General features: G+C 40.3%; 25 protein-coding genes. 15 read left to right on the top strand and 10 right to left on the bottom strand.

Annotated elements, in window-relative coordinates:
• Positions 1-109 precede the first annotated feature (109 nt).
• From pyrE to ACZ1GV_RS11150, 4 genes are all read left to right on the top strand, one after another.
• A complete protein-coding gene (pyrE, locus tag ACZ1GV_RS11165) occupies positions 110-751 on the top strand; it encodes an orotate phosphoribosyltransferase (protein WP_472674220.1) in 642 nt (213 codons plus the stop codon).
• A gap of 57 nt (positions 752-808) precedes the next feature.
• The gene (gene pip, locus ACZ1GV_RS11160; RefSeq protein WP_210561130.1) at positions 809-1,783 is read left to right on the top strand and encodes a prolyl aminopeptidase; all 975 of its coding nucleotides are present in this window, start codon (positions 809-811) and stop codon (positions 1,781-1,783) included.
• Between the two features lie 16 nt (positions 1,784-1,799).
• Complete coding sequence (gene dtd / locus ACZ1GV_RS11155; RefSeq protein ID WP_210561131.1) at positions 1,800-2,237, top strand: D-aminoacyl-tRNA deacylase; 438 nt, start codon at positions 1,800-1,802, stop codon at positions 2,235-2,237.
• Between the two features lie 61 nt (positions 2,238-2,298).
• Positions 2,299-2,664, top strand: a complete 366-nt coding sequence (locus ACZ1GV_RS11150) for a hypothetical protein (protein ID WP_210561132.1) — start codon at positions 2,299-2,301, stop codon at positions 2,662-2,664.
• A gap of 46 nt (positions 2,665-2,710) precedes the next feature.
• Here ACZ1GV_RS11150 and ACZ1GV_RS11145 read toward each other — a convergent pair whose 3' ends face one another.
• A complete protein-coding gene (locus ACZ1GV_RS11145) occupies positions 2,711-3,520 on the bottom strand; it encodes a spermidine synthase (protein ID WP_210561133.1) in 810 nt (269 codons plus the stop codon).
• A gap of 47 nt (positions 3,521-3,567) precedes the next feature.
• On the opposite strand from ACZ1GV_RS11145, the gene ACZ1GV_RS11140 reads away from it, so the two are divergent.
• Together ACZ1GV_RS11140 and ACZ1GV_RS11135 are read left to right on the top strand one after the other, a co-directional pair.
• Positions 3,568-4,476, top strand: coding sequence for a bifunctional GNAT family N-acetyltransferase/hotdog fold thioesterase (locus ACZ1GV_RS11140; protein WP_210561135.1), 909 nt, complete (start codon positions 3,568-3,570; stop codon positions 4,474-4,476).
• Between the two features lies 1 nt (position 4,477).
• Positions 4,478-5,326, top strand: a complete 849-nt coding sequence (locus ACZ1GV_RS11135) for an NAD(P)H-binding protein (protein WP_210561138.1) — start codon at positions 4,478-4,480, stop codon at positions 5,324-5,326.
• Between the two features lie 16 nt (positions 5,327-5,342).
• On the opposite strand, the gene ACZ1GV_RS11130 is transcribed toward ACZ1GV_RS11135, so the two are convergent.
• Positions 5,343-5,789, bottom strand: a complete 447-nt coding sequence (locus tag ACZ1GV_RS11130) for a YaiI/YqxD family protein (protein ID WP_210561140.1) — start codon at positions 5,787-5,789, stop codon at positions 5,343-5,345.
• A gap of 118 nt (positions 5,790-5,907) precedes the next feature.
• Between ACZ1GV_RS11130 and ACZ1GV_RS11125 the strand changes: the two genes are divergently transcribed.
• On the top strand, positions 5,908-6,999 hold the full coding sequence (locus ACZ1GV_RS11125) for an alpha/beta fold hydrolase (RefSeq protein WP_210561142.1): 1,092 nt from the start codon (positions 5,908-5,910) through the stop codon (positions 6,997-6,999).
• Between the two features lie 7 nt (positions 7,000-7,006).
• Here the strand turns inward: ACZ1GV_RS11125 and ACZ1GV_RS11120 are convergent, their stop codons facing one another.
• Positions 7,007-7,705 carry a 2OG-Fe(II) oxygenase family protein gene (locus ACZ1GV_RS11120; RefSeq protein WP_210561144.1) on the bottom strand — a complete coding sequence of 233 codons (699 nt, stop codon included), beginning with the start codon at positions 7,703-7,705 and terminating at the stop codon, positions 7,007-7,009.
• Between the two features lie 121 nt (positions 7,706-7,826).
• Here ACZ1GV_RS11120 and trmL point away from each other — a divergent pair, with 121 nt between their 5' ends.
• The 3 genes from trmL to ACZ1GV_RS11105 all read left to right on the top strand — a co-directional run bounded on the left by trmL (position 7,827) and on the right by ACZ1GV_RS11105 (position 12,160).
• The gene (trmL, locus tag ACZ1GV_RS11115) at positions 7,827-8,291 is read left to right on the top strand and encodes a tRNA (uridine(34)/cytosine(34)/5-carboxymethylaminomethyluridine(34)-2'-O)-methyltransferase TrmL (RefSeq protein ID WP_210561154.1); all 465 of its coding nucleotides are present in this window, start codon (positions 7,827-7,829) and stop codon (positions 8,289-8,291) included.
• Positions 8,292-8,396: 105 nt separating this feature from the next.
• A complete protein-coding gene (locus ACZ1GV_RS11110) occupies positions 8,397-10,361 on the top strand; it encodes a putative bifunctional diguanylate cyclase/phosphodiesterase (protein ID WP_472674219.1) in 1,965 nt (654 codons plus the stop codon).
• A gap of 8 nt (positions 10,362-10,369) precedes the next feature.
• Complete coding sequence (locus tag ACZ1GV_RS11105) at positions 10,370-12,160, top strand: EAL domain-containing protein (RefSeq protein ID WP_472674218.1); 1,791 nt, start codon at positions 10,370-10,372, stop codon at positions 12,158-12,160.
• Here ACZ1GV_RS11105 and ACZ1GV_RS11100 read toward each other — a convergent pair.
• Together ACZ1GV_RS11100 and rraA are read right to left on the bottom strand one after the other, a co-directional pair.
• The gene (locus tag ACZ1GV_RS11100) at positions 12,157-13,206 is read right to left on the bottom strand and encodes a formimidoylglutamase (protein WP_472674217.1); all 1,050 of its coding nucleotides are present in this window, start codon (positions 13,204-13,206) and stop codon (positions 12,157-12,159) included. The genes ACZ1GV_RS11105 and ACZ1GV_RS11100 overlap by 4 nt on opposite strands.
• Positions 13,206-13,691 carry a ribonuclease E activity regulator RraA gene (rraA, locus tag ACZ1GV_RS11095; RefSeq protein WP_472674216.1) on the bottom strand — a complete coding sequence of 162 codons (486 nt, stop codon included), beginning with the start codon at positions 13,689-13,691 and terminating at the stop codon, positions 13,206-13,208. The genes ACZ1GV_RS11100 and rraA overlap by 1 nt, the downstream gene beginning before the upstream one ends.
• 287 nt (positions 13,692-13,978) lie before the next feature.
• Here rraA and ACZ1GV_RS11090 point away from each other — a divergent pair, with 287 nt between their 5' ends.
• Both ACZ1GV_RS11090 and ACZ1GV_RS11085 read left to right on the top strand, forming a co-directional pair.
• On the top strand, positions 13,979-14,833 hold the full coding sequence (locus ACZ1GV_RS11090) for a lipase family protein (RefSeq protein ID WP_472674215.1): 855 nt from the start codon (positions 13,979-13,981) through the stop codon (positions 14,831-14,833).
• Positions 14,834-14,843: 10 nt separating this feature from the next.
• The gene (locus ACZ1GV_RS11085; RefSeq protein WP_472674214.1) at positions 14,844-15,953 is read left to right on the top strand and encodes a DUF4785 domain-containing protein; all 1,110 of its coding nucleotides are present in this window, start codon (positions 14,844-14,846) and stop codon (positions 15,951-15,953) included.
• A 57-nt stretch (positions 15,954-16,010) separates the two neighbouring features.
• Here ACZ1GV_RS11085 and purH read toward each other — a convergent pair whose 3' ends face one another.
• The 4 genes from purH to prmA all read right to left on the bottom strand — a co-directional run bounded on the left by purH (position 16,011) and on the right by prmA (position 20,256).
• Positions 16,011-17,624 carry a bifunctional phosphoribosylaminoimidazolecarboxamide formyltransferase/IMP cyclohydrolase gene (gene purH, locus ACZ1GV_RS11080; RefSeq protein ID WP_472674213.1) on the bottom strand — a complete coding sequence of 538 codons (1,614 nt, stop codon included), beginning with the start codon at positions 17,622-17,624 and terminating at the stop codon, positions 16,011-16,013.
• A gap of 132 nt (positions 17,625-17,756) precedes the next feature.
• The gene (gene fis, locus ACZ1GV_RS11075) at positions 17,757-18,047 is read right to left on the bottom strand and encodes a DNA-binding transcriptional regulator Fis (protein WP_155695828.1); all 291 of its coding nucleotides are present in this window, start codon (positions 18,045-18,047) and stop codon (positions 17,757-17,759) included.
• Between the two features lie 70 nt (positions 18,048-18,117).
• Entirely contained in the window at positions 18,118-19,080 is a 963-nt protein-coding gene (dusB, locus tag ACZ1GV_RS11070) for a tRNA dihydrouridine synthase DusB (protein ID WP_472674212.1), read from the bottom strand.
• 294 nt (positions 19,081-19,374) lie between these two features.
• Positions 19,375-20,256, bottom strand: a complete 882-nt coding sequence (prmA, locus tag ACZ1GV_RS11065; RefSeq protein WP_472674211.1) for a 50S ribosomal protein L11 methyltransferase — start codon at positions 20,254-20,256, stop codon at positions 19,375-19,377.
• Between the two features lie 162 nt (positions 20,257-20,418).
• On the opposite strand from prmA, the gene ACZ1GV_RS11060 reads away from it, so the two are divergent.
• On the top strand, positions 20,419-21,273 hold the full coding sequence (locus ACZ1GV_RS11060; protein ID WP_472674210.1) for a 23S rRNA (adenine(2030)-N(6))-methyltransferase RlmJ: 855 nt from the start codon (positions 20,419-20,421) through the stop codon (positions 21,271-21,273).
• Between the two features lie 56 nt (positions 21,274-21,329).
• Positions 21,330-22,223: a class I SAM-dependent methyltransferase gene (locus ACZ1GV_RS11055; RefSeq protein ID WP_472674209.1), complete on the top strand. Its 894-nt coding sequence runs from the start codon at positions 21,330-21,332 to the stop codon at positions 22,221-22,223.
• A 66-nt stretch (positions 22,224-22,289) separates the two neighbouring features.
• On the opposite strand, the gene ACZ1GV_RS11050 is transcribed toward ACZ1GV_RS11055, so the two are convergent.
• The gene (locus ACZ1GV_RS11050; RefSeq protein ID WP_472674208.1) at positions 22,290-22,589 is read right to left on the bottom strand and encodes a DUF6482 family protein; all 300 of its coding nucleotides are present in this window, start codon (positions 22,587-22,589) and stop codon (positions 22,290-22,292) included.
• Positions 22,590-22,773: 184 nt separating this feature from the next.
• On the opposite strand from ACZ1GV_RS11050, the gene purD reads away from it, so the two are divergent.
• On the top strand, positions 22,774-24,054 hold the full coding sequence (gene purD, locus ACZ1GV_RS11045; protein WP_472674207.1) for a phosphoribosylamine--glycine ligase: 1,281 nt from the start codon (positions 22,774-22,776) through the stop codon (positions 24,052-24,054).
• Position 24,055 lies beyond the last annotated feature (1 nt).

Genomic DNA, 24,055 nt, shown 5'->3' with positions numbered 1-24,055 from the left:
ATTTTTCAGCTATTTTAAGAAGTCGCCGTTTGAATAAAATGCGCGACTTTTGTGTATCTGGATTATGATTTATTAAACGATAAAGTAGAGTTCGAAGTAGGAGAATGAAGTGAAAGATTATCAGAAGGCGTTTATTGAGTTTGCGTTAGAAAAACAAGTGTTAAAGTTTGGTGAATTCACCCTCAAATCTGGCCGCACTAGCCCGTACTTTTTTAATGCTGGACTTTTTAATACAGGACGCGACTTAGCGCGCTTAGGCCGATTTTATGCCGCTGCGTTGGTAGACTCTGGTATTTCATACGATGTTCTATTTGGTCCTGCTTATAAAGGCATTCCTATTGCCACGACTACTGCGGTTGCATTAGCCGATCATCACGATCACGACACGCCATATTGCTTTAATCGCAAAGAAGCAAAAACTCATGGTGAAGGCGGCAGTTTAGTGGGTGCAGAGCTTAAGGGTAATATCATGCTGGTTGACGATGTAATTACTGCTGGCACTGCAATTCGTGAATCTATGACTATTATTGAACAAGCTGGCGCGGCCTTATCGGGTGTTCTAATTGCGCTTGATCGTCAAGAAAAAGGTAAAGGTGAGCTGTCTGCCATTCAAGAAGTTGAGCGCGACTTTGGCACAAAAGTAATTTCAATTGTTACCTTAAGCGATGTAGTCAGTTTCTTAAAAGAAAGCCCAGATTTTGCCGAGTTTTTACCAAGCGTAGAAGCGTATCGAGCTCAGTACGGTATCTGAGCTTCGGACAAGCCGAGAAGCTATCGTATCACCGCTACTAATTTCAAAGGATAGGTCATGAGAACGTTATACCCAGAAATTAAAGTTAACCAAACTTATATGCTTGATGTAGGTGACGGTCATACCCTTTATGTTGAAGAGTCTGGAAATCCAGAGGGTATTCCAGTTATTCATTGTCATGGTGGACCCGGCGGTGGCAGTTCGCCAACACAAAGGCGTTTTTACGATCCAGAAAAGTATCGCATTATATTATTTGATCAACGTGGTTGTGGGCAGTCAACTCCTCTTGCTGCGACGGACATTACCGCGACTTGGAACAATACAATAAGTCATATTATTCGTGATATGGAAACGATAAGAGACCACTTATCTATTACTCGTTGGGTGGTGACTGGAGGCTCTTGGGGCACTACGGTTGCCTTGTTGTATGCAATTCGAAATCCTGCTGTGGTACAGGCTATTATTTTGCGTGGTGTATTCTTGGGTCGACAGCAAGATCTAAATTGGTTGTTTGGTGCAACGGAAGGAGCGAGCCAAATATTCCCTGAGTACTACGCAAAATTTATCAAAGACGTTCCGTCCGATTCAGTAGAAGAAACGCTCGAGTACTACAAAGACAAGTTGATGGGTGATAATGATTTTGAACAGCTTGCTGCCGCTAAAAAGTTTGGCGCATGGGAGGCAAATATGATGGAGTTAAATTATCATTTGTCTCACCATGATTCACCTCATAAAGAGTTGTTAACAATGGCTATTTTGTACTGCCATTATTTTACAAACCATTGTTTTATTTATGAGTCTGAAATACTGAGTGAAATAGCCGCGATTCAACATATTCCCGGATATATTGTGCATGGTCGAAACGATGTGATATGCAAACCCGAGGGTGCGTTTGTGCTAAATAGTGCATGGACTGCAAGTGTGCTAGAAATGGTTCCAGCAGCCGGACATGCTTCAGTTGAGCCTGGTATTGTGGATGGTTTGATTAGAGCGAGTCAAAAAGTTGCTCGGTTTATTAACGAGAAAAAGTAAAAGTAGTGGTAGTAACGTGATTGGATTAATTCAGCGAGTAAGTCAGGCAAAAGTTGAAATAGCCGGTGATATATCGGGGCAGATTGACGGTGGTTTATTAGTGTTGCTTGGGGTTGAACAAGATGACGATGAAGCAAAAGCAAAAAAGCTAGCAGAACGTATAAGCAAATATCGAATATTTAATGACGAAAACGGCAAAATGAATTTAAACGTTCAACAAGTTAAAGGCTCGTTATTAGTAGTTTCGCAATTTACCCTAGTCGCCGATACCAAATCAGGTAATCGTCCAGGTTTCTCTCGAGGGGCAACACCTGAACATGGCAAGGCGATTTACGAGTATTTTGTCGAGTACTGCAAAACACTTGGTCTGCCAGTCGAGACCGGGCAGTTTGGAGCGGATATGCAAGTATCACTAGTTAATGACGGACCTGTGACATTTTCATTATCGGTATAAAGACTAATCCTCAACAAAACAAAACAAAACAAAAAATAATAATAAAACAGGAGTGTGCGCGGTGGGATTTTTAAAATTAATTACAGTATTAGTCGCTGGAGTAGCTTTGGCTATGAGCGGTTATTTGTATCAATTAATAGATCAAACTAACTTTTTTAACCAATCAATAGAAATTCCAGCCGATCAGATTTGGATGTATCACTTAGTCGCTGCGATTGTAATTGTGTGGTTAGTGATAAGTTTGTTTTTGAAGCTACTTCCGCCATTATTAATAGTGGGCTTGCTTATTGTAGCAGTAGGCAGCGAGGGCATGTTTGTTGGGCTTAATTTTAACGGCACAATTGTTGAGCAATCAGAGTTTATGGAAAAATTAGAAAATAGCGCTGAAGACTTAATGAAGAAGGCTGAAGACTTACTAGATAACTAGATAACTAGATAACTGTATTTTCTATAAAGGCCGGCTTATGTCGGCCTTATTTATTTTTGATTTGTTCAGCAATGTTATGTTGCTCAATCTCTTTGGGGAATACATATGCTGTTAATTTTGAATCAGTGTTGTCAGCAGGCGCTTTATGCGCAAGGTAAATATGATTCAGCATCCCGGGCACGGCAAAAAGTTTAACAGGGCCATTAAACGCATGTTCAATATTGTGCGCTATGGTTCGTAACACCTCGCCTTCTGATTTTAAACAATTAAAAATAAGCCATCCATCTTCATTTATTAACTGATAGCAACGTTTAAAAAAACAATCATCAAATACTTGTTCTGGTTCGCTTGAACCAAGAAATAAGTCTACCACTAACCAGTCAAAGCTCTGCTCATTGGCGAGAGCAGCATCAATATAAACAAAGGCGTCGGCAGCAATAATATTTAGATCAGCAGACTCAGGCATATACTGTACTACCGCGTTGATAACTTCTTGGCTATATTCAATACTCGTAAAATTTATTTGCGGCTGAGTGAGTGCCAGATACCGTTGCATAGACTGACCGCCACCACCAAGCTCTAGTATTGAAGTTGGGATTTTATGGTGGACTTGCGGCAACATCATGGTCAGGGTATGGGCTAGAACCGGTCTATATGGTGCGTGTAATTGGCAGGCGCTCTGAACCACGCCGTTTATTTCTAACCAAATATGGTGTTGATTTTGCAAGACTTCTAATCTGAAGTCAGTACACTGATAAAAATAGAGTTGTTGTTCAGCGGCGAAACTGTAGGTGATTTGCGTCGCATCCATAGATAGTTTTAAATACCGTAAGCTATTTTTAATACTTCTAAGCATAACAATAAGTTGCCAGTGCGCAACAGAGAAAATTTAGAGGATAAAATATGTATCAAGTTGTCGCCCCCCAAACTGAAGAAGAATGGGAACAGTATTATGAAATTCGCTGGCAAATACTCAGAGCTCCGTTGCAACAACCGAGAGGTTCAGAAAAAGACGAGTATGAGCAACATGCTTGGCACCGAATGGTTAAAGATGATAACGGTAAAGTCGTCGGTGTCGCTAGATTACATTTAGTTAGCAATGAAGAAGGGCAAATACGCTATATGGCGGTGGTTGAAGATCACCGTCGACGAGGTTTAGCCACTATGATGCTTGAATCACTTGAAGCCATAGGTCGACAAGAAGGTGTTGAGAGAGTCATTTTAAATGCACGCACTTCAGCAACTAATTTTTACGAGAATTTAGGTTATCAAGTAACGGGTGATGCGCCAGAAATCTTCGGCTCTATTCCCCATGTTCAAATGTGCAAGCCTCTTGATAAGGTCGAAGTCATCATTCGTCATCCGCAATGGTGCGTAGATTTACAAAACATATGGCATCAACAAATTCCAATTACGCAACTAATGGGAATTAGAGTGTATCAATATACTGGGGATACTTTTGAAACGCGTGCCGCTCTCAATCCAAATATGAATCTTCATGGCACTATGTTTGCGGGAAGTATTTACTCACTTGCTACTTTAACCGGTTGGGGATTAGTGCACTTAACCATGAAAGAAAATGAGGTTGACGGCGATATTGTATTAGCCGATGCCAACATTCATTACCATAAGCCGGTTACTGAACTACCTCGTTGTATTGCTCATTTTGAGCATGTTAAAGGAGACTTTGAACCACTAAAAGAGAATAAAAAAGCGCGTATTCACGTGCAAGTTGATGTGATGGACGATCAAGTGAAAGTCGCAGAGTTTAGTGGCCAGTATGTGGTTATTCCAACAAAGAAGACGAACTAGAATGAATCAAAGAGTAGGCATTATTGGTGGTGGTTTTGTTGGCCGAGCATTAGCAGAGTCATTAAACAAGTCAAAATACAAGGTTAAGCTGTCTTTTAGGTCAAATAAGCCAGAATCATTGATTTTAGGGGTTGAATATTATTATTGTGATGTTCAAGAGTCCACGATAAAAGCTGAGGATCCTTTATTTGAAGTCGATTCACTCGTTATTTGTATTCCCCCAGGGTTTCGTCAGGATATGGGTGATTCTTATACAGCCAAGATAAAATCCTTAGTCGAAAAGGCCGAAAGTAGTAATGTCAAACAGGTTATTTTTACAAGTTCAATTGGAATTTATTCTAAAGACGGTATTAATGATGAAAATACTGACCTCGACTTGTCTGTAAATAAGGTGAGAGTCTTACACAGCGCGGAACAGACGGTTTTACAAAGTAGGTTACAATATAAACAGGTGTTAAGATTAGGTGGACTCATTGGCGGTAGTCGTCATCCAGGACGATTTAAAGTACCTATTACCCAAACGAATGCTAATGAAGCGGTAAACATGGTGATGTTACAAGATGTGGTTGGTTCAATTGAAACTGTCATTGAAGATATAAAGAATAACGAAGTATCGCCACAGGCAATTTTAAACGTTGTTGCACCGCACCATCCAAATAAGCAAAGCTTCTATCGTTATGCTAGGCAAAAGTTAAATACGCTAGATGGAATGCCTATTATTAACGACTACCAACCAGCAGATGAAACTCAGAATAATAGTGGCCCAATTGGGCGTGTGGTGCAGGGTGATCAAATTACCAAGGTGTTTGCTTTTACGTATCAGGTAGACAGCTTTTTTACCGCTTTTTAATTGTCTTGGTTACGACTTAACGATGTTTAGCTAAATATTTATCGAGTTGGTTGGCAAACTGTTGCTTGTCTTTGTCGCCATATTTAGCTTGGCCACCTGATTGCACGCCACTTGCTCTCATGGTGTCCATAAAGTCTCTAATGTTCAGTCGCTGTTTTATGTTTTCAGTAGTGTAAAGTTCGCCCCTTGGGTTTAACGCAATGGCTTTTTTATCAATGACTTCTGATGCTAACGGTATATCAGCGGTGATCACTAAATCGCCTTCCTGAGCTTGCTCAACTATATAGTTATCGGCGACATCAAAACCTGAACTTACTTGCATGCTTTTTATTACTAACGATGGAGGAGTGGCGATGTATTGATTTGCCACTAAAATAAGTGGTGTTTTAGTGCGCTCGGCAGCTTTAAACAATATTTCTTTTACAGGCACTGGACAAGCGTCTGCATCTACCCAAATAGTCATGGTATGGTCTCTTGCTAATTATGGCTGCAGTGTATGTTATTCGTTAGAAGCTTGCAAAACAGAAATGCCACCAAAAAATAACAATCTTTTGTAAGATATCGCGTTAAAAGGCAATGATATGAAATTAATCAAAATCATTCTGCAATCTCTATGGCTATTTGCCCTGCTTAGCTCATATAATTGCCAAGCGTTGTCTAATTTATCAAATGACATGAAGGATTTTATGCTCGATTTTAAGCGTGAACCACAGTTTAGTAAGTTTATCTCTGAGACGATAGAGCCCTTTTGGGAGCGTTACGCAACGCCAGGTCAGTTCATTAACCGTCAAGGTTTAACCATTCATTTTGTTGAAGTTGGTAACGATGACGCGTCACACACAATTGTGATTTCCCCGGGTCGAGTTGAAGGTTATCTAAAATATAAAGAGCTCGCTTTTGATTTTGTTTCGCAAGGCTTTAGAGTCTTTATTATTGATCATCAAGGGCAGGGCTTATCATCTCGCCTATTAGTAAATCGCGAAAAAGGCCATGTACAACACTTTGACGATTATTCTAGTGATTTTAATCAGTTTTTAACTGAGATTGTTGAGCCGAAAGTGGTGGGTAGTTTGTCTTTAGTAGCTCATTCTATGGGATCTGCAATTGCACTGCGATATTTGCAAACACATCAACACAAGATCAATAAAGCTATTTTTTCATCGCCAATGTGGGGGTTGCCGACTGGACCCATTCCTGCGACGGTGTTAAAGCCTATGGTAAAATCAGCGGCATGGCTGGTTGAGCAGGTTAAGCCACAAAGCCCTTACTTTGTGGGAAGCATGGATTATGAAGCTTTACCGTTTGATAGTAATCCTCTTACTCACTGCAAAGTGCGCTATCAGTATTTTCGAGATACCTACGAGAAAAATCCAGACTTGAAGCTCGGCGGTATTACCTACAGCTGGGTATTAGCGTCTATTAACGCTTTAGACAAAGCGTATGAGCAATTAGACCGGGTGAATATTCCTGTGATGGTATTTCAAGCCGGCGATGACAATGTGGTTGATAACAGTGCGCAAGATAAATTTTGTGAACGCTTAAAAGAAGTCGGGAACGAGTGTGAAACAGGTGTGCCTATCGTTATGAAAGGTGCTCGTCACGAAATATTTATAGAACAAGATACTATACGCAACAAAGCGCTGAGCAAGGTGCTTAAGTTTATCAGAGAATAACACGGCTTTACTCGTACAAAAACTTGGCTTCTCTGAACATAACCCAAGATGCAATAACATACTTGTCGTTTGATATTGGCGTCAGTCCTCTGTGGGTGTGTGTAAAGTCACAAGGCGCTAATATTAGGCTGCCAGTCGCGGGCTTAACTTTGGCTTGTTGATAAAAAAATTCCGTTTCCCCACCATCTGCAATGTCATTTAAATAGAATAAAATGAGCAGGCTACGTCTAAGTGAACGCTGAGTTGTGTCGGTTGGATGCGGAAAGTGTTCGGAATGCCAATGTGGGTATCCACCTTGTTGTTTTTGGTATTTTTGAATATTCAGAATATCGAGTTCGTAAATTCTAGAAGCAATTTGGCTTATTTGTTCGTCTGACAAAGTGTTAACGTGCTCGTGGGATAAGGTTTTAACTTCACCGGTATGTGGATCTTGAAATGACGTGGATAGCGCGCCAGTTAATAACATAGGATGCATGCGTACGTATTGCACTAGAGCCTTGAGTAAAGTTTGAGATAAGGCGTTTTGGATAGGCTGCCAACTTTGGTGATGGTTGATGGTCAGATCAAGACTGTTCTTTTTAGATATATCAACGCCGTTGCCGGTTCTGCCAGGGTGTTTATTGGCATCATTTTCAAATTGATTAATAATTTGCTGACAGAAATCGGGTGATAATGCATTTTTAAACTCTAAAATAAACTGACTCATACTGCATGCCTTTATTGCTTTTAACTGAGTAATGCACGCAATGTGTCATGTTCTAACATATAATGTCAAAAATTCGAGCCAACAGGCTAGTTAATCTTATAAATTTAGTGAAGAGAGCAGTATGCTTAACATTGTTTTATTTCAACCAGAAATCCCACCAAACACAGGTAATATCGTGCGCTTGTGCGCCAATAGCGGTTTTCAACTTCATTTAATTGAGCCGCTGGGTTTTGATCTTGATGAGAAAAAAGTACGTCGAGCAGGACTTGATTATCATGAATTTACTAAAGTAAAGCGCTATCCAAACTTTCAAGCTTATGTTGACGCAAACCCTGGTAGCCATTTATATGCCTGCACAACCAAAGGGCAAGGTTATCATAGTGACGTTGCTTACAAGCCTGGCGATAGTTTGGTGTTTGGACCAGAAACTAGAGGCCTACCGGACGATGTGTTGGCCTTAATTGGTCAACAAAATTGGGTGAAAATTCCAATGCAACCCGATAGCCGAAGCATGAACTTATCAAACGCGGTATCGGTATTTGTCTATGAATCATGGCGCCAATTAGGCTACGAAGGGGCAAAGTAAGCTAAAAAACTGATTTAATTGCTATTTACTTGGCACTTTACTGTACTACATCTATGCTTAATTGACGGTATATTTGGCTTATAGTACGGGAAGAGTGCCTTGCTGTTGATCAATCCCCACCAAATTTTTAACTTGTTTTACAAGCTACTACATTTCAGCAGTGACCTTGTCGCGCCTGCACTTCTAAAGTCTGATGAACCTCCACAAGTAGAGGAGTCTATTAATTTACTCATCACTCACGATACATTCATGATCGTAATTACCTTATTTTTCGCAGTGATCTTTTTAATTGTAATGTACGGTCGTTGGCTCAAAGTAAAGTTGGCTTTTCAGGCAACAAGCAAACAGTCTTTTATCGATTCACTACTATCAAATACAAAAGAGGGTATTTGGATTGCCAACAAAGATCGAGAAATTGAAAAGGTAAACGTTGCTTACACAGATATTATGGGTTTTGATGAATCTGAAACAACGGGTAAATGCTTTAAGGTTTTTAAGGACGAAGGTCGAAATTACGAAGTTGAAAATATTATTTGGCAAGAAGTGGTAAAAACGGGTTTTTGGCACGGTGAAATCTGGACTGTAACTAAAGACGGACATCGAATATCCGTAGATATGTCAGTGACACGAGTGGCCACAGAACAAAAGTTTACTGGTCAAGTAGACGTAAAATACGTAGGTATGATGTTTGATGTGACTGATCGTAAATATAACGAACGGGCTTTACATCAACTTGCAACACGAGATCAATTAACTGAGTTGCCGAACCGAACACTATTTGTCGAATATATTAAACATTCTATCGCCACAATTCAGCCGGCGTTACCACACTTTGCTGTGGTGTTTATTGATATTGATAATTTTAAAAAAGTGAATGCAAACGTAGGGTTACTGCAAGGCGATACTATTATTGGACTAGTAGCAGAGCGTTTACAAAAGCAGTTAGATGCAAGTGTTACGCTCGCTCGATTAGGAGGTGATGAGTTTGCGTTGCTATTGCCAAGTCAATTGTGTGCAAGTCAGCCAATTAATTATATAGAAAAAGTTATTCATGACATTCAATCATGTTTTGTCGAAACTTTTAGATTAGATGATCATGAAGTTAACCTTACTACGAGCATAGGTGTGGCTATTTACCCTACCCATGGCGCGCAGTGTGATGAGTTAATGCGCTGTGCCGATACCGCTCTAAACCGAGTAAAGATTAGCGGTAGAAACGATGCGTTAATCTTTGACCATGTGATGGATGATATTTCCTCGGATAATTTAAACGTTGAAAGTGAGTTAGTAGCGGCCATCAACGGAAATGAGTTATCAGTGCACTACCAGCCTTTATTTCATTCAAAAGAAGATCAAATATATGGATTTGAAGCCTTAGTCCGTTGGAATAGCAAAACTCGAGGTGTAGTACCTCCCGGTCAGTTTATCCACATTGCAGAGCAAAATGGACTAATAAGACAGGTTGACTTTTTAGTATTAAAAGAGGCGTTTGCCGCCGCTGAACGGTGGGATGAGTTGGGTTTGATGCGAGGCCGAATCGCGGTGAACATTTCGTCAGTAAACTTTCAGCAAGCTGAATTTGTCAGTCACATCAAAAAGCTAGTCGCTGATGTAAACGGTAACTGTAAGAATATCGAATTAGAGCTGACTGAAACCGCTATGATGATAGATGCGGATACCGTTGCAAAAAACATTTCAATTTTAAAAAGCATGGGGTTCACCATTGCGTTAGATGACTTTGGTACCGGGTTTAGCTCACTTGGCCACTTAAAACAATTTGATATTGATAAAGTTAAAATAGATCGCTCTTTTATTCACGAAATAGAGTTTAATGAGCAAGACCGAAATATAGCATCGGTAATTATACAGCTGGCGCACCATTTGCGACTTGATGTGGTTGCAGAGGGTATAGAGAACGAGCAACAAGCTTATTTGTTGCATGTTATGGGATGTCACCGTATGCAAGGGTATTTATTTAGTCGCCCGCTTACGGAGCCTAAGTTGATAGAATTTTTAAAAAGTGAAGAAAAAAATGTTATGGGCTTGTCAAAACGAATAAAAGTGAGTTAGGAATTTACATGGAGCTTTTGGGTTTATTGAATACTCTGTTTGGCGTTAATCTTGTTATTGCCTGTATGATACTCGCGCTTATTTTATGTTTAAAAAAACATGAGTATTGGTTAGGCTTTTTATCCAACATTTTAGCAGCTAGTTATTGTTTTTGTGCCACACAAGGGGTTCTTTCGCCCGACTACCTTCCTATTTTACTGTTAGCTTCTGTTGCAGCCGCACTGTTTTCTATTCCCCTGATTTGGAAAGATATGTTGTTTAACATTGTAGACCATGCTTATCAGTGGACGTTTTTATTAATAGTGGTCGGCATTTTAACGATTAATCAGCTGCTACTAAATCAAATCGTCCTCTTTTTAGGTGCATCCATTTTAGTGTCTGCGATTATATTATTTAGAAGTATCTATCAGCATGGAGCGCTGATTCGACGGTTAAATATCGTGAGTAATGAGTTGGAGAGAGCGTCATTTAAAGTAGGGTTTGATCTTTCTACTGGCTTACCTAATAAAAACGGATTTGAAGAACGCATCGATAAGTGGATATATGTAAATCCCAAAGTTAAAGTAAATATTGTTGCATTTAAGCTAACTCGCTTTGCGGAGTTGAACCGATTAATTGGTCATAACAATGCTGATTTGGTCAAGCTTCAGTTGGTAAGCCGAATTCGTAAAAAGTTAGAAAGAGTCGCAGAGATTATTCTTCTAAATGATGATAATGGTGAGGCGTATTTCGCAAGTGCTGGCGGTGTCGACTTTGTGCTTGCAATACGTGAAGATTTAAATAATTACGCAACCGAAAATATTATTAGCTTGTTAGACGGGAGTGTTAACGAACCCATCGTTGTTGACTCTACGGCCGTTGATGTTGGTATAGAGTTTGGTGTTTCAAGTTATCCGGAGCAAGGTAATGCGGTAAGTAGTTTGATAGAAAATGCATTTTTAGCCATGAATCAGGCACATGAAACGAATACTTCTATTTATTTTGATAATTCTCAGCATACCAAGCTTCTCAATAAAAAAACTATCATAGTTCAGTTAAAAGAAGACTTCGATTTAGGACGATTTAGTGTTTATGTGCAACCACAAGTTAATATCAAGACTAAAGAAATAATTGGTGGGGAGCTTTTGGTGCGCTGGAATCGAGAAGGAGAGGGCATTGTTTCAGCGAAAGAGTTTATTAGTTTAGCCGAGCAGTCGGGGATTATATATCAACTCAATATGTGGACTATAGAAAAAGCAATACAGACGCTGGCGTCTATGAAAGCCGATGGTTTGAAGCAGACCTTGTCGGTAAATGTTTCAAACCGAGAATTGTTACAATCTCATATGGTGGAGTCTATTTTAAGTTTGTTAGACGAGTATATGGTGCCACCAGAGCAGTTAATAATTGAAATAAAAGAGTCTGCTTTTGCGGAAAACAAATCAAAAGCGTTAAAAGTGGCTAGATTGCTCCAACAATCAGGGATTAACGTGGCGATTGATGATTTTGGTAAAGACTTTACGGCGATAGAAACATTTAATCACTTCAACCCATACTACTTAAAAATAGACTGTCGACACATATCCAACAGTAATAAAGGTAGTCAGCTAAATACCTATACTAATGCAATTATCGGCGTTGCTAAGTCCCTAAAAATACCGGTTGTTGCCCAAGGTATTGAATCTGCGGAAACGGAGCAACAACTTATGGATTTAGAGTGTGAAATGGGCCAAGGCTTTTTTTACAGTAAACCTTTTGACCTGGTTGGTTTTTCTATTTGGTTAGAGCAATGGCGTCGTTCTCAACAACGCTTAGACTAAAGTTTATTATTGCCAATTAAATAACTATAAGTGAGTTGGGTCAGTACCTGCGCAACTTCTAAACTTTTGTGATTAGGCGGTTCGTTGCCATCTGGAGCTCCTTCGCAAAGGTGCAAATACTTATTTTGAGGCAGTCTTGCTAACTGGTTTACATAATACATAGCTTGTTCAGAACTAAAGCCTGTTGAGCTATAGGCACTAGCTGGCATGTGCATAATACTGTCTAAGTCTAGCTCTATACCCACGGCATTTTTATTGTTATTTACATACGATTTTGATGTAGCAACCGCTTCTTCAAAGCTCACACTGTTTTCTACAAACATTTGTTGATAGGTAATAAAGGAAAAATCTGCGTCAAGTAAGCCTTTAATGGTATCCGAGTTGTTCTTTTGTTCATGCAAGCCTAATACACAGTAGTGACTCAAGTTTCCATTGTGGTGGGCATACCTAAATGGATTGCCTGAATGTCTACCTTCCATTGCTCTAAAGTCTGCATGCGGATCAAGGTTAACGCACGCTACAGAAGTTTCATTGGCCGAACTAAGTGCTTCTATGATGGGATATGCATTATTATGCCCGCCACCAATAATTATTGGTTTTAAACCAAGTAAAAAAATAGGTGAGAGTAACTCTTCAACTCTTTGATCTAATTGGCTGCATAAATCTCTAAGCGAACTGAGTTTATGATCGGAAATCGTGGCAACGTTACTTTGTTTCTGTAAATCGCTGACGTCGAGCTCACCAAGTAATAAAACTGAATTCCAATTAAAGAATTGATTTGCTTGCTGGCTTAACATCATTGGTAAATATTGATGCCACGCGTTTTTAGCACCGCCTTTGCCACAATTTGCTCTTGGTCCAATATCTTCTGGTATACCTAATATAACAAATTCAACGCCTTGCTCTTTTGCATGCTTAAGATTATCAACGAGTGACAATTCATGCTTAGGAATTAAAATAACATCGGCCACATGGGTTTCGTTATTTCGACGGTTTTGAAATGACTCAATGTCGTTAAGTTCGGTATAAAGAAGATAATCAGACATTATTCGATATCTAACGGATCGGCTGAAAGAATAGTACCAGTGCTGTCAGCATATAAATGATCGTCTGGTAAGAAGGTTACACCTGCAAAATTTACCGCAACATCTTCCTCGCCGGTACCAACGTCATCGGCACTTACTGGGATTGAGTTAAGAGCAAGTATACCAATATTAATATCTTCCAATGCATCAACTTCGCGAACACTGCCGTTACAAACTATGCCTTCCCAGTTGTTTTCAGCCGCTAATTCAGCTATTTCGGCATCAATTAGTCCGCGGCGAGTTGAACCACCACCATCAATGACTAATACACGACCACGACCATCTTGACCAAGTAAGGTAACAATTAAGGCGTTGTCTTCGAAACACTTAACGGTTTGAACTTGGCCACCAAAAGAAGTGATACCGCCGTAATGTTCAAAAAGTGGATCTAGCACATCAACTTGTTCAGCGAAGGTATCGCATAATTCTGATGTATTGTATTGCATAGTTACCCCAATGTTTTTAATTAAAAAGTTGCCAGTCCTTGGTATCTATCCCAAGTATATAATCCAAAACCAGCATTACCAATTGTTTATAAAAAAAGAACAGTTGAAGAGCATTTTGATAGCTCAATACGCAATTGGTAAAATTTTCTATACAACTGTAATTAGAGTAATAATTCTAGACTAATTTGCTGTTATTTTAGAATTATATTGCAAAATTCGCAGTTTTATCTATCTTTCCTGTGGGGCGTAGATCCCAATAATAAAAAATAATATCAACAGGATAAAACATGAAACTACTAAAACTATACGCTTTTGCGTTCAGCATGTTGTGCTGTAACGCGTTTGCGAACGAGGGTGTGGCATTAATCCACGGTACCGGAAAACAAACCGACGCTTATAATGACTATTGGACAGGCTCATTTGTAACTAAAGTGGCGAGTGGATTGCCAAACTCAAATAACTACACTGTTATTAATTGTGATTTTGATCAGTTTATGTGGAATGCGGGTGCATCAGGTTGTTTAGCGGATCAACTTACAACATTTATCAATTCTAAAAATATTAGTAAGTTAACACTTATTACACACTCCAATGGCGGAAACATAGTTCGCTGGATTATGTCGAACCCAACGTGGGACAGCAGATATCCAAATATCATTAACAAAACAGTCAAAGTAATAGCTTTAGCGCCATCTAGTGGTGGAACGCCATTGGCAGATGCCGTTGTTGCAGGTAATTCATTTGAACAGTCATTGGGCTGGTTGCTTGGTTTTGGTAGTGACGCGGTAAAACAGCAACAGGTGTCTTGGATGGCGTCGTATAACGCCAATTGGTTAAACGGAACACCTGGTCGCCCTGCGTTAAGTGCTCCTTTTGAATCTGTGGTCGGTAGCGACGTTGATTCTGCTATTTGGGATGGCGATAGCTATTGTGGTGGATATCAAAATCAAGTGGCGTTAGAAGTTACACAAAATTGGTTAGACTCATGTTCAGATGGTTTCCTAAATTGCTCATCTCAGTCGTTAGCTGGCTCGGTATGGTTTACCGATAAGAGTAAAACGCGTGGACGCGAGCCACTTAGTCATCAGCAAAGTCGACGTGATTGTTTTAATCTTCCGTCATTGATCAGCAACCGTATTTAGGAACATTGTGATGAAAAACTTATTATTAATTTTTGTACCGGTTTTATTACTTGGTTGTAACGCTCAAGACGATGATAACAGTCAGGTTAACGAGGGTAGCCAAATTGAACAAACGGTATATCAGTGGGCAAGTGTTCAAAAAGGCGGTACTCCGCAACGTAACGTTGTAAAGACGAGCGATGAGTATTGGCAAACGGTTACTGGACGTGAATTAAAGAAGGGCGTTGCAGTTTATCTAACGACAGACGACAACCTTATTCGCGTTGCACCTAAGGCAAGCTATGATCATGGTCAGGTTTTTAAAGCGAAAGGCATTGATATTGATCAGCTTGAGCTTTTAAATAGCAATGCTAAAACTAAATATGACTTAACCGCAACAGCCTCACAAAGTGTCATGCAACAGGCTGGTTTTGATGATGGTAGCGTTGCTTTAAAAGGACTTACAAATGGCGACAATGCTATTTTAAAAACGCGCCAAGCGCTGTCTGACGATGATGTGTATTTAATTCATGTAAAGGAAAAAAATTCACCACATTTATTAACAATAAAAAGTGGATTTGAGAAGTCTAATCAAGCTCAACGCCTACCGGTTGAACTTAGCGTCGGTAATCAAGCTTTGTTAAAAGACGAAATAACCTTGTCACTAATTAGTCCAGTTTCTGAGCAGGTGAACGTACAATACAACGCAGGAACGGCAGAGTTTTCTCAACCTCTTGAGCAAATAGGTGCAATAAATGGCTTTTATGAGATTGAAGCTCGCGTAATGACTGAAATTAAAGGCAAGAAAGTAATGCGTTCGGTAAAAGTACCGTTCACCAATGTTACTACTACGGCTTTGTTAGGTGCGCCTAAGTATCAAACTAATGCGAATAAAGTGGTTGTTAACTTGCCAATTGAAGCTGAAATGCCAGGAAGGTTTGCGGTAAAAGCTACGTTAGCGTCAAGAAGTGGTGATGTTGTTACTCAGCTTGCGACTGTAGAGGTTGCTGCGCAAATCGACTCGTTTGAACAGTTATCTTTACCATTTGATGTGGCAACAGCACCTAAGGGTGAGTTGTTCTTGATGAATGTAGAACTGACAGACCAAACTCGTATGATGAAAACTTATCCGAAACTATAGTCTTTCTTAAAAGATAAAAGGCTCAATCACTGCGTTCAAGTGATTGAGCCTTTTTTATTAGTGTCTAAAGTGACGCATGCCTGTAAATACCATTGCAATACCATGCTCATCGGCAGCTGCAATAACTTCTTCGTCACGCATCGAACCGCCAGGTTGAATGATGGCTTTAATACCCGCTTCTGCGGCCGCGTCAATACCGTCACGGAATGGGAAGAATGCATCGGAAGCCATAACTGAGCCTGGAACTTCTAGACCTTCGTCAGCTGCTTTTATACCAGCAATTTTTGCTGAATAAACGCGGCTCATCTGGCCGGCACCTACACCAATGGTCATTTCATTTTTTGCGTAAACAATGGCGTTGGACTTAACAAATTTAGCCACTTTCCAGCAAAACAACATGTCTTTTAACTGAGCTTCGGTAGGTTGTACTTTAGAAACGATTTTTAAGTCATCAAGAGTGATCATACCTTGGTCACGGTCTTGAACTAACAAACCACCATTCACTCGTTTAATGTCTGGCGCAGACGTTTTATCTGCACCGGTTAAGTCCCACTCGCCGCATTCTAATAAACGAACGTTTTTCTTTGCAGAAACAATCTGAATCGCTTCGGCGCTAATTTTTGGTGCAATAATCACTTCTACAAACTGTCGAGAAACAATGGCTTCTGCTGTATTTGCATCTAGCTCTCGGTTGAACGCGATGATGCCACCAAACGCTGAAGTTGGGTCTGTTTTAAAGGCGCGGTCGTAAGCCTCTAAAATTGAATTATCTACCGCTACACCACAAGGGTTAGCGTGTTTAACGATAACACAAGCAGGACGATCAAATTCTTTTACACATTCAAGCGCGGCATCAGTATCGGCAATGTTGTTATACGACAATGCTTTACCTTGCAGTTGCTTAGCCGTTGAAATTGAAGCTTCCATTTGGCCTTGGCTACCGTTTTCAGTATAAAAAGCGGCTTGCTGGTGGCTATTTTCACCGTAACGCATTTCCAGCTTTTTGGTAAATTGCATATTAACGGTGCGCGAGAACTTAGAATTCTCAACTTCGTCTTTGTTGTCTGAATAATCAGGAACCATAGTGCCAAAATAGTTAGCAATCATGCCATCGTATTGTGCTGTGTGTTCAAAAGCTGCTATGGCTAAATCAAAGCGAGTTTCAAAGGTAGTAGCGCCTTGGTTTGCATTTAATTCGTTGGTGATTCGATCGTAGTCTTTGGCATTCACAACAATCACGACATCTTTGTGGTTTTTTGCTGCTGCGCGAACCATTGTTGGCCCACCAATATCGATATTCTCTACAGCGTCTTGCAACGTACAATCTGGGTTTGCAACGGTATTTGCAAATGGGTATAAGTTAACCACGACCATGTCGATAGCAGAAATATTATTCTCTGACATCACACCTTCATCTTGACCACGACGAGCTAGAATGCCGCCATGAATTTTAGGATGAAGAGTTTTAACGCGACCGTCCATGATTTCTGGGTGACCAGTATGATCTGAAACTTCAATTGCGTTTACGCCGTTTTCTGTAAGTAGTTTGAATGTGCCGCCAGTTGATAATATCTCAACACCGTGAGTTACCAAAGTACGTGCGAATTCTACTATACCAGTTTTGTCTGACACGCTTAGAAGGGCGCGGCGAACAGGTCGTAATGTATCCATTGAGTAGTTAACCTTTATTTTGAGTTAATAGTGAGTTAATTGCTTAGTGAGTATATCGTTATTAAATAATTTTAGTTTAGAAACAAAAAAGCACCCGGTGGGGTGCTTTTTTGCGGTTCTTCCGCGGCTGAATTAGTTCATGCCGTACTTTTTCAACTTCTTGCGAAGTGTGCCACGGTTAATGCCTAGCATATTCGCAGCTCTTGTTTGGTTGCCACGAGTATAAGTCATAATCTCTTCTAGAAGTGGTTTTTCTAGCTCAGATAAAACCAAGTCGTAGACTTCAGTAGAATCTTGACCATTTAACGTTTGTAAGTAGTTACGAACTGCTTTTTTAACTTCGTTACGTAACGGCTGAGGCTTGTCAGCTGTTTGGATGTGCGCATTTGTAATGAACGGAGTCTGTACGTTTTGATCAAACATGGTTTACTTCTTCTCTCTAAAATTGTTAAGACTAAAGTTACTGTGTTGTGGGCAGTAACTTTCTATTTATTTAAATTTGGTCGAAATACCCATTTAATGTTTCGATTTGAACCTCACCAGATTCAATTCCATTAAATAGTTTTCGAAAAGACCTATCCGTGTCTTGATCTTCCAGGTACCACCCAACATGCTTTCGCGCAATTCGGGGCCCCATCACATCGCCATATAGTTGGTGCAAATTCGCGACATGCTCCAACAATATGTTACGAACCTCTTCCTTTTCTGGTGGCGCCAGAATGTGACCGGTTCGTAAAAAGTGATCGACTTCTCGAAATATCCAAGGTCGACCCTGCGCGCCGCGTCCAATCATAAGACCGTCCGCGTTAGTAAACTCTAAAACTTCCTTAGCTTGCTGTGGTGTACGAATGTCACCGTTAGCAATCACGGGAATCTTTATTGCTTCTTTAATTTCTTTAATGGTGTGGTATTCCGCATTGCCTTTGTACATGCAAGCGCGGGTTCGACCGTGTACTGCTAAACATTGAATTCCATTCCGTTCAGCAATTTTCGCGATTTCCAAACCATTTCTGTTGTCAGGATCCCAACCAGTACGGGTTTTAAGCGTGACTGGAACCTTAACTGCACCTACCACAGCCTTAACGATTTTCTCGACTAACTCTGGGTATTGCATCAAGGCAGAACCTGCCATTTTTTTATTAACTTTTTTAGCCGGACAACCCATATTAATATCGATTATCTGAGCACCGTTTTTTTCGTTAAATGCTGCCGCTTCCGCCATTAAGTCAGGATCCGCACCGGCAATTTGAACAGAACGTATGCCTGTTTCACCCATGTGGTCCATTCGATTTAAAGACTTATCAGTTTTCCAAACCTTTGGGTTTGAAGACAACATTTCCGAAACGGCTAAACCAGCGCCCATTTTTCTACATAACTGTCGAAAAGGTCGATCGGTCACACCCGCCATTGGCGCAACAATCAAGTTGTTGTCTAACGTGTACGGACCAATTTGCATGTTAATACTTACCTTCTCTTAACGACTATGTTTCTTGGCTGTCCCAAAAAAGGGCGGCAAGTTTACTGTTTTTTTCGACAAAATCAAAGGTTGTTTTTTAAACAAATTTTGTGTTTTTTTCGGTCTTTACTATTGACATTTAAATTTGAGTATTAACACTAAAAAAAATGTCTAGAATTGCTAATTAGTTAGTGAAAAAAGCAGTAAAAAGGCCGTGTGTAGGTTGACAAACGGCCTAGTTATTGAGTAGAGGTACAAGCTTTAAGATGCAATTATTTTGAAAAAAAATTTAGATTATTTTATTTTTCCGTTAATTCTTACCCACTCGTCTTCTTGTTCAGGTGGTAATAGTTCAGTTAGGCTTTTGTAAGCGTCTGCTACATCATCGGCTTGCTCTGCTAAAATGCCTGATAAAGCTACTAAGGTTCCTGGTTGTCCATAACCACAAATCACTTCTTTAAGTTCTTTTAATGGGCCAGCAAGAATATTTGCAACGATAACTTCAGTTTCAAACTGAGGGGCATCTTCTGGCAAGTACAATTCAATTTGATCTGCAACGCCATTTCTTTCTGCATTTTCTTGGCTGGCGATAATTGCTTTAGGGTCGATGTCGATACCAATTGCTCGTTTGGCACCTAGCTTAAGCGCCGCAATAGCTAAAATGCCACTACCACAACCAAAGTCCAAGACCGTTTTATCGCTCAAGTCCATTGCTTCTAACCACTTTAAACACAATGCCGTGGTGGCATGAGTTCCGGTACCAAATGCTAGTCCAGGGTCTAAAATAACGTTGATCGCTTCTGGATCTGGAATGTCGCGCCAGCTTGGGCAAATCCATAAACGTTCACCAAACTTAATTGGGTGAAAGTTATCCATCCACTCACGTTCCCAGTCTTTGTCTTCAACTTGTTCAATTTTATAACTGAAGTCGTTGTCCATATTTGGGTGGTTCGCTATTGATCGAACGACAAAGTCCATATCATCAGCGGCATCAAATAGGCCAACACAGGTAGATGTTGCCCAGTAAGTCACGTCACCAGGTTTCAGCTCATAAATGGCCTGTTGCTCATTACTCGCAGTGAAGGTGACGGATTGACACCCAATATCCATTAAAAAGTCACTAATCGAATCAACATGATCCGCTAATACTGCAAATCGGATTTGCACCCAAGCCATAATTATTTCCAAACTGTAATTCTAAAGTGGCAATTTTAGTTTAATTTGAGCTTAGAAGGAATTGCCCATTGGAATAAACCTGCGCTTTTGTTCCCGCTTTATTCTTTCAGCTGTTAAAATAAAGACAATTTATTGAATAGCACCCATTTAAAGGCTTTATTTATGCTTAGTTATCGCCACGGCTTTCACGCTGGCAACCATGCCGATGTATTAAAACATACGGTTTACCAATTAGTTTTAAAGTATTTAGGCAAAAAGGATAAGCCATATAGCATTGTTGATACGCATGCCGGCGCAGGCGCTTATCAACTAATGGATGAGTTTGGTCAGAAAAACAAAGAATATGAAACAGGTATTGGAAAATTATGGAACGCACCAACGGCGAATATGCCAGAGGCGATTCAAGATTATGTATCGGCGGTTCGTCGTTTTAATACTGAGTCAGAGCAAGCTGATTTAAACGTTTATCCAGGCTCACCTTGGTTTGCTTTAGATGAACTACCTTTGGAAGGAAAGGGCTTTTTTCACGAGTTACATCCAAGCGATTTTGAATTGTTACGCAGCTTTGTTCGCACAAACCGCTATCGAAAAGTAATTAAAGGCGATGGTTTTAAAGAAAGTGTTGGTTTATTTCCACCACCAAGTCGTCGCGGTGTTGCGATTATCGACCCTCCCTATGAATTAAAAGAAGACTATCATCGCGTTGTTGAATACGTAACAGCAATGAAGGCGCGGTTTGAATCTGGTGTTTATATGATTTGGTATCCAGTTGTAGACAGATACCGCATTGATGGAATGGAACACGCTTTGAAAAAGTCAGGCATCAGAGACATCCAAGTTTTTGAATTAAACGTACTTCCTGATACAGACGAGAGAGGTATGACAGGGAGTGGCATGATTGTTATCAATGCGCCGTATACTCTAAAGCAACAAATGCTAGAAGTATTACCTTACTTAGATGAACAACTTGGTGAGCAAGGTAGCTCATGGCGATGTGAGCAACTTGTTGAAGAGTAAGAGTTAATTGACTAGACTCGCTGTAATTGAATGTTTTTTACTCAAAGGATAAAAGAATGATAAAAAGTAACTTATTAAAAACAGTTTCTGTACTTGCGTTAACAGCAGGTTTGGCAGCGTGCTCTGGAAATGGCGACAGTAACTCTGCTTCTAAAGCCGAAAGTGCATTAAATGAAAAAACTGGAAATGTTGTTGTTTCAGCATCTAAGGAAGCGATTAAAGCTGCGGTGAAAAATCCACTACGTGGAGAAGCATCGAAAAGAGATATGTATCGTCACCCGGCAGAAACGTTATCGTTTTTTGGGTTGCAGCCAAATATGACAGTAGTTGAAATTTTGCCAGGCGGCGGTTGGTATACGTCTATTTTAAATCCTATTTTAAGCACCAAAGGTCAGCTATACGCTGCGCATTTCCACCCATATGAAGGTGCGCCAGGTTATTACGCGCGTTCGCTAGCCGGCTTTAAAGAAAAAGTGGCCAACGATCCGCTATATAAAGGAATTGAAGTAACTGAATTTCATCATATTAAAGCACATGATATAGCGCCGGAAGGTAGTGCTGACATGGTGCTAACTTTCCGTAACGTTCATAACTGGTATATGGGCGACGGTGATGAAGGTGTTGAGCAAGCATTTGCGGCGTTTTATAAAGCACTTAAGAAAGGCGGCGTCTTAGGTGTTGTTGAGCATCGTATGCCAGAAAGCCAAGATCAAGTTGCGAATAAAAACTCTGGCTATATGAAACAATCTTACGTCATTGCTGCAGCGGAGAAAGCGGGCTTTGTATTAGAGGCGTCTAGCGAAGTAAACGCAAACGCAAAAGATACCGCCGATCACCCTAAAGGTGTGTGGACTTTACCGCCACGATTAGCGAATGGTGATGTAGATAGAGAAAAATATGTTTTGATTGGCGAGAGTGATCGTATGACGTTAAAATTCGTTAAGAAGTAAGTAAAAAGAAGAATCAAAACTGGCGGTTAACTTAACGAACCCGCCAGTTTTGCTCCCCCGAAAGTATCAGTGTTTAAAATTAAGTTCTATTTTCAACTCGTTGTTTCCACCGTCCGCACCACCACACATTTCATCGTAAGCAGATTGATGGACTAAGTATGCGCTTTTAACGCGACATTCATTAAGTGCTTCTTTCACTTGCGTAACGTTTTTAAATTTGACGATATTATCTTGATCGTCAAATACATAACCTTTGTGATCGTTATAGTCGACTTCAAGAAGGTAATCGCCCATTTCAAAAGAGTGGATGTTTATTTCAGGAATTTCAATGTCATTAAAGTTTAAATGGGACAATCTATGTTTCATTGGTCGCTCCAGAGAAGTCTAGTTACGGGCTTTAATTATAGGTGTTTAGAGTAAGCATTGTTGCCGTTAATAGATTTACGCTGACTTTTTCAAAATAGATTAATTAATCATCAATAAATTTACATTTTGACGTGTTATACTCCCGCGCAAATTTTTAATGACCTTCTATTCAGTGGATAAAGATATGAAAATATTGGTGATTGGTGGTGGTGGCCGTGAACATGCATTAGCGTGGAAAGCAGCTCAAAATGATTTGGTTGAAACGGTATTTGTTGCACCAGGTAATGCAGGCACTAGCCTAGAGAAGAAACTTAAAAATGTAGATATTGGTGCTGAAGACATTGATGGCTTATTAAAATTTGCTAAACAAGAGCACATTGCCTTAACGATTGTTGGACCAGAAGCTCCGTTAGTAATGGGAGTGGTTGATCAATTTGAGCAAGCTGGATTAAAAGTATTTGGCCCTTCCAAAGGAGCGGCGCAACTTGAAGGTTCAAAAGCATTTACAAAAGACTTTTTAGCCCGCCAAGCGATTCCAACGGCGGCATATCAAAATTTCACTGAAATAGAACCGGCAATTAATTATGTGCACGAACAAGGCGCACCAATTGTTATTAAAGCCGATGGTCTGGCTGCCGGCAAAGGCGTTATTGTTGCGATGACGTTACAAGAAGCAGAAGACGCAATTAAAGACATGTTAGCTGGTAATGCTTTTGGCGAAGCTGGTTCTCGCGTTGTTATAGAAGAATTCTTAACAGGCGAAGAAGCAAGTTTTATCGTCATGGTTGATGGTAAAAACGTGTTACCAATGGCAACTAGTCAAGATCACAAACGCGCCTACAACGGTGATAAAGGTCCAAATACTGGTGGCATGGGTGCCTATTCTCCAGCGCCTGTTGTTACACCTGAAATCCATAATCGTATAATGGACGAGGTGATTTATCCAACGGTGAAAGGTATGGCGGATGAAGGTCACCCTTATACTGGTTTTTTGTATGCGGGTTTGATGATTGATGAGTCAGGCACACCAAAAGTAATCGAATACAACTGCCGTTTTGGCGACCCAGAAACGCAACCTATTATGATGCGAATGCAGTCGGACTTGGTTGATCTTTGTTTTACAGCATTAGCTGGTGAATTAGATAAGGCCATAATTGAATTTGACCCTCGTCCAGCTGTTGGAGTTGTATTAGCGGCAGCAGGATACCCTGGTAGTTATCCAAAAGGAGATATTATCTCTGGTATTCCAGCGGCAACAGACGCTACAAAAACCTTTCATGCAGGCACAAAAGACCAAGATGGCAATGTAGTCACAAACGGCGGGCGTGTATTGTGTGCTACGGCGATGGGAGATTCGGTGACTTCTGCACAACAAGCGGCGTACCAACTTGTTGAGCAGATCAAATGGCAAGGTGTTGAGTATCGTACTGATATCGCATACCGAGCTATCCAACGAGAGTCGTAAG

The sequence above is a fragment of the Psychrosphaera sp. HA2-10 genome (genome assembly GCF_055693745.1).
The sequence above is the reverse complement of the archived record's forward strand: the minus strand, read 5'-3'. Positions and strand labels throughout refer to the sequence as shown.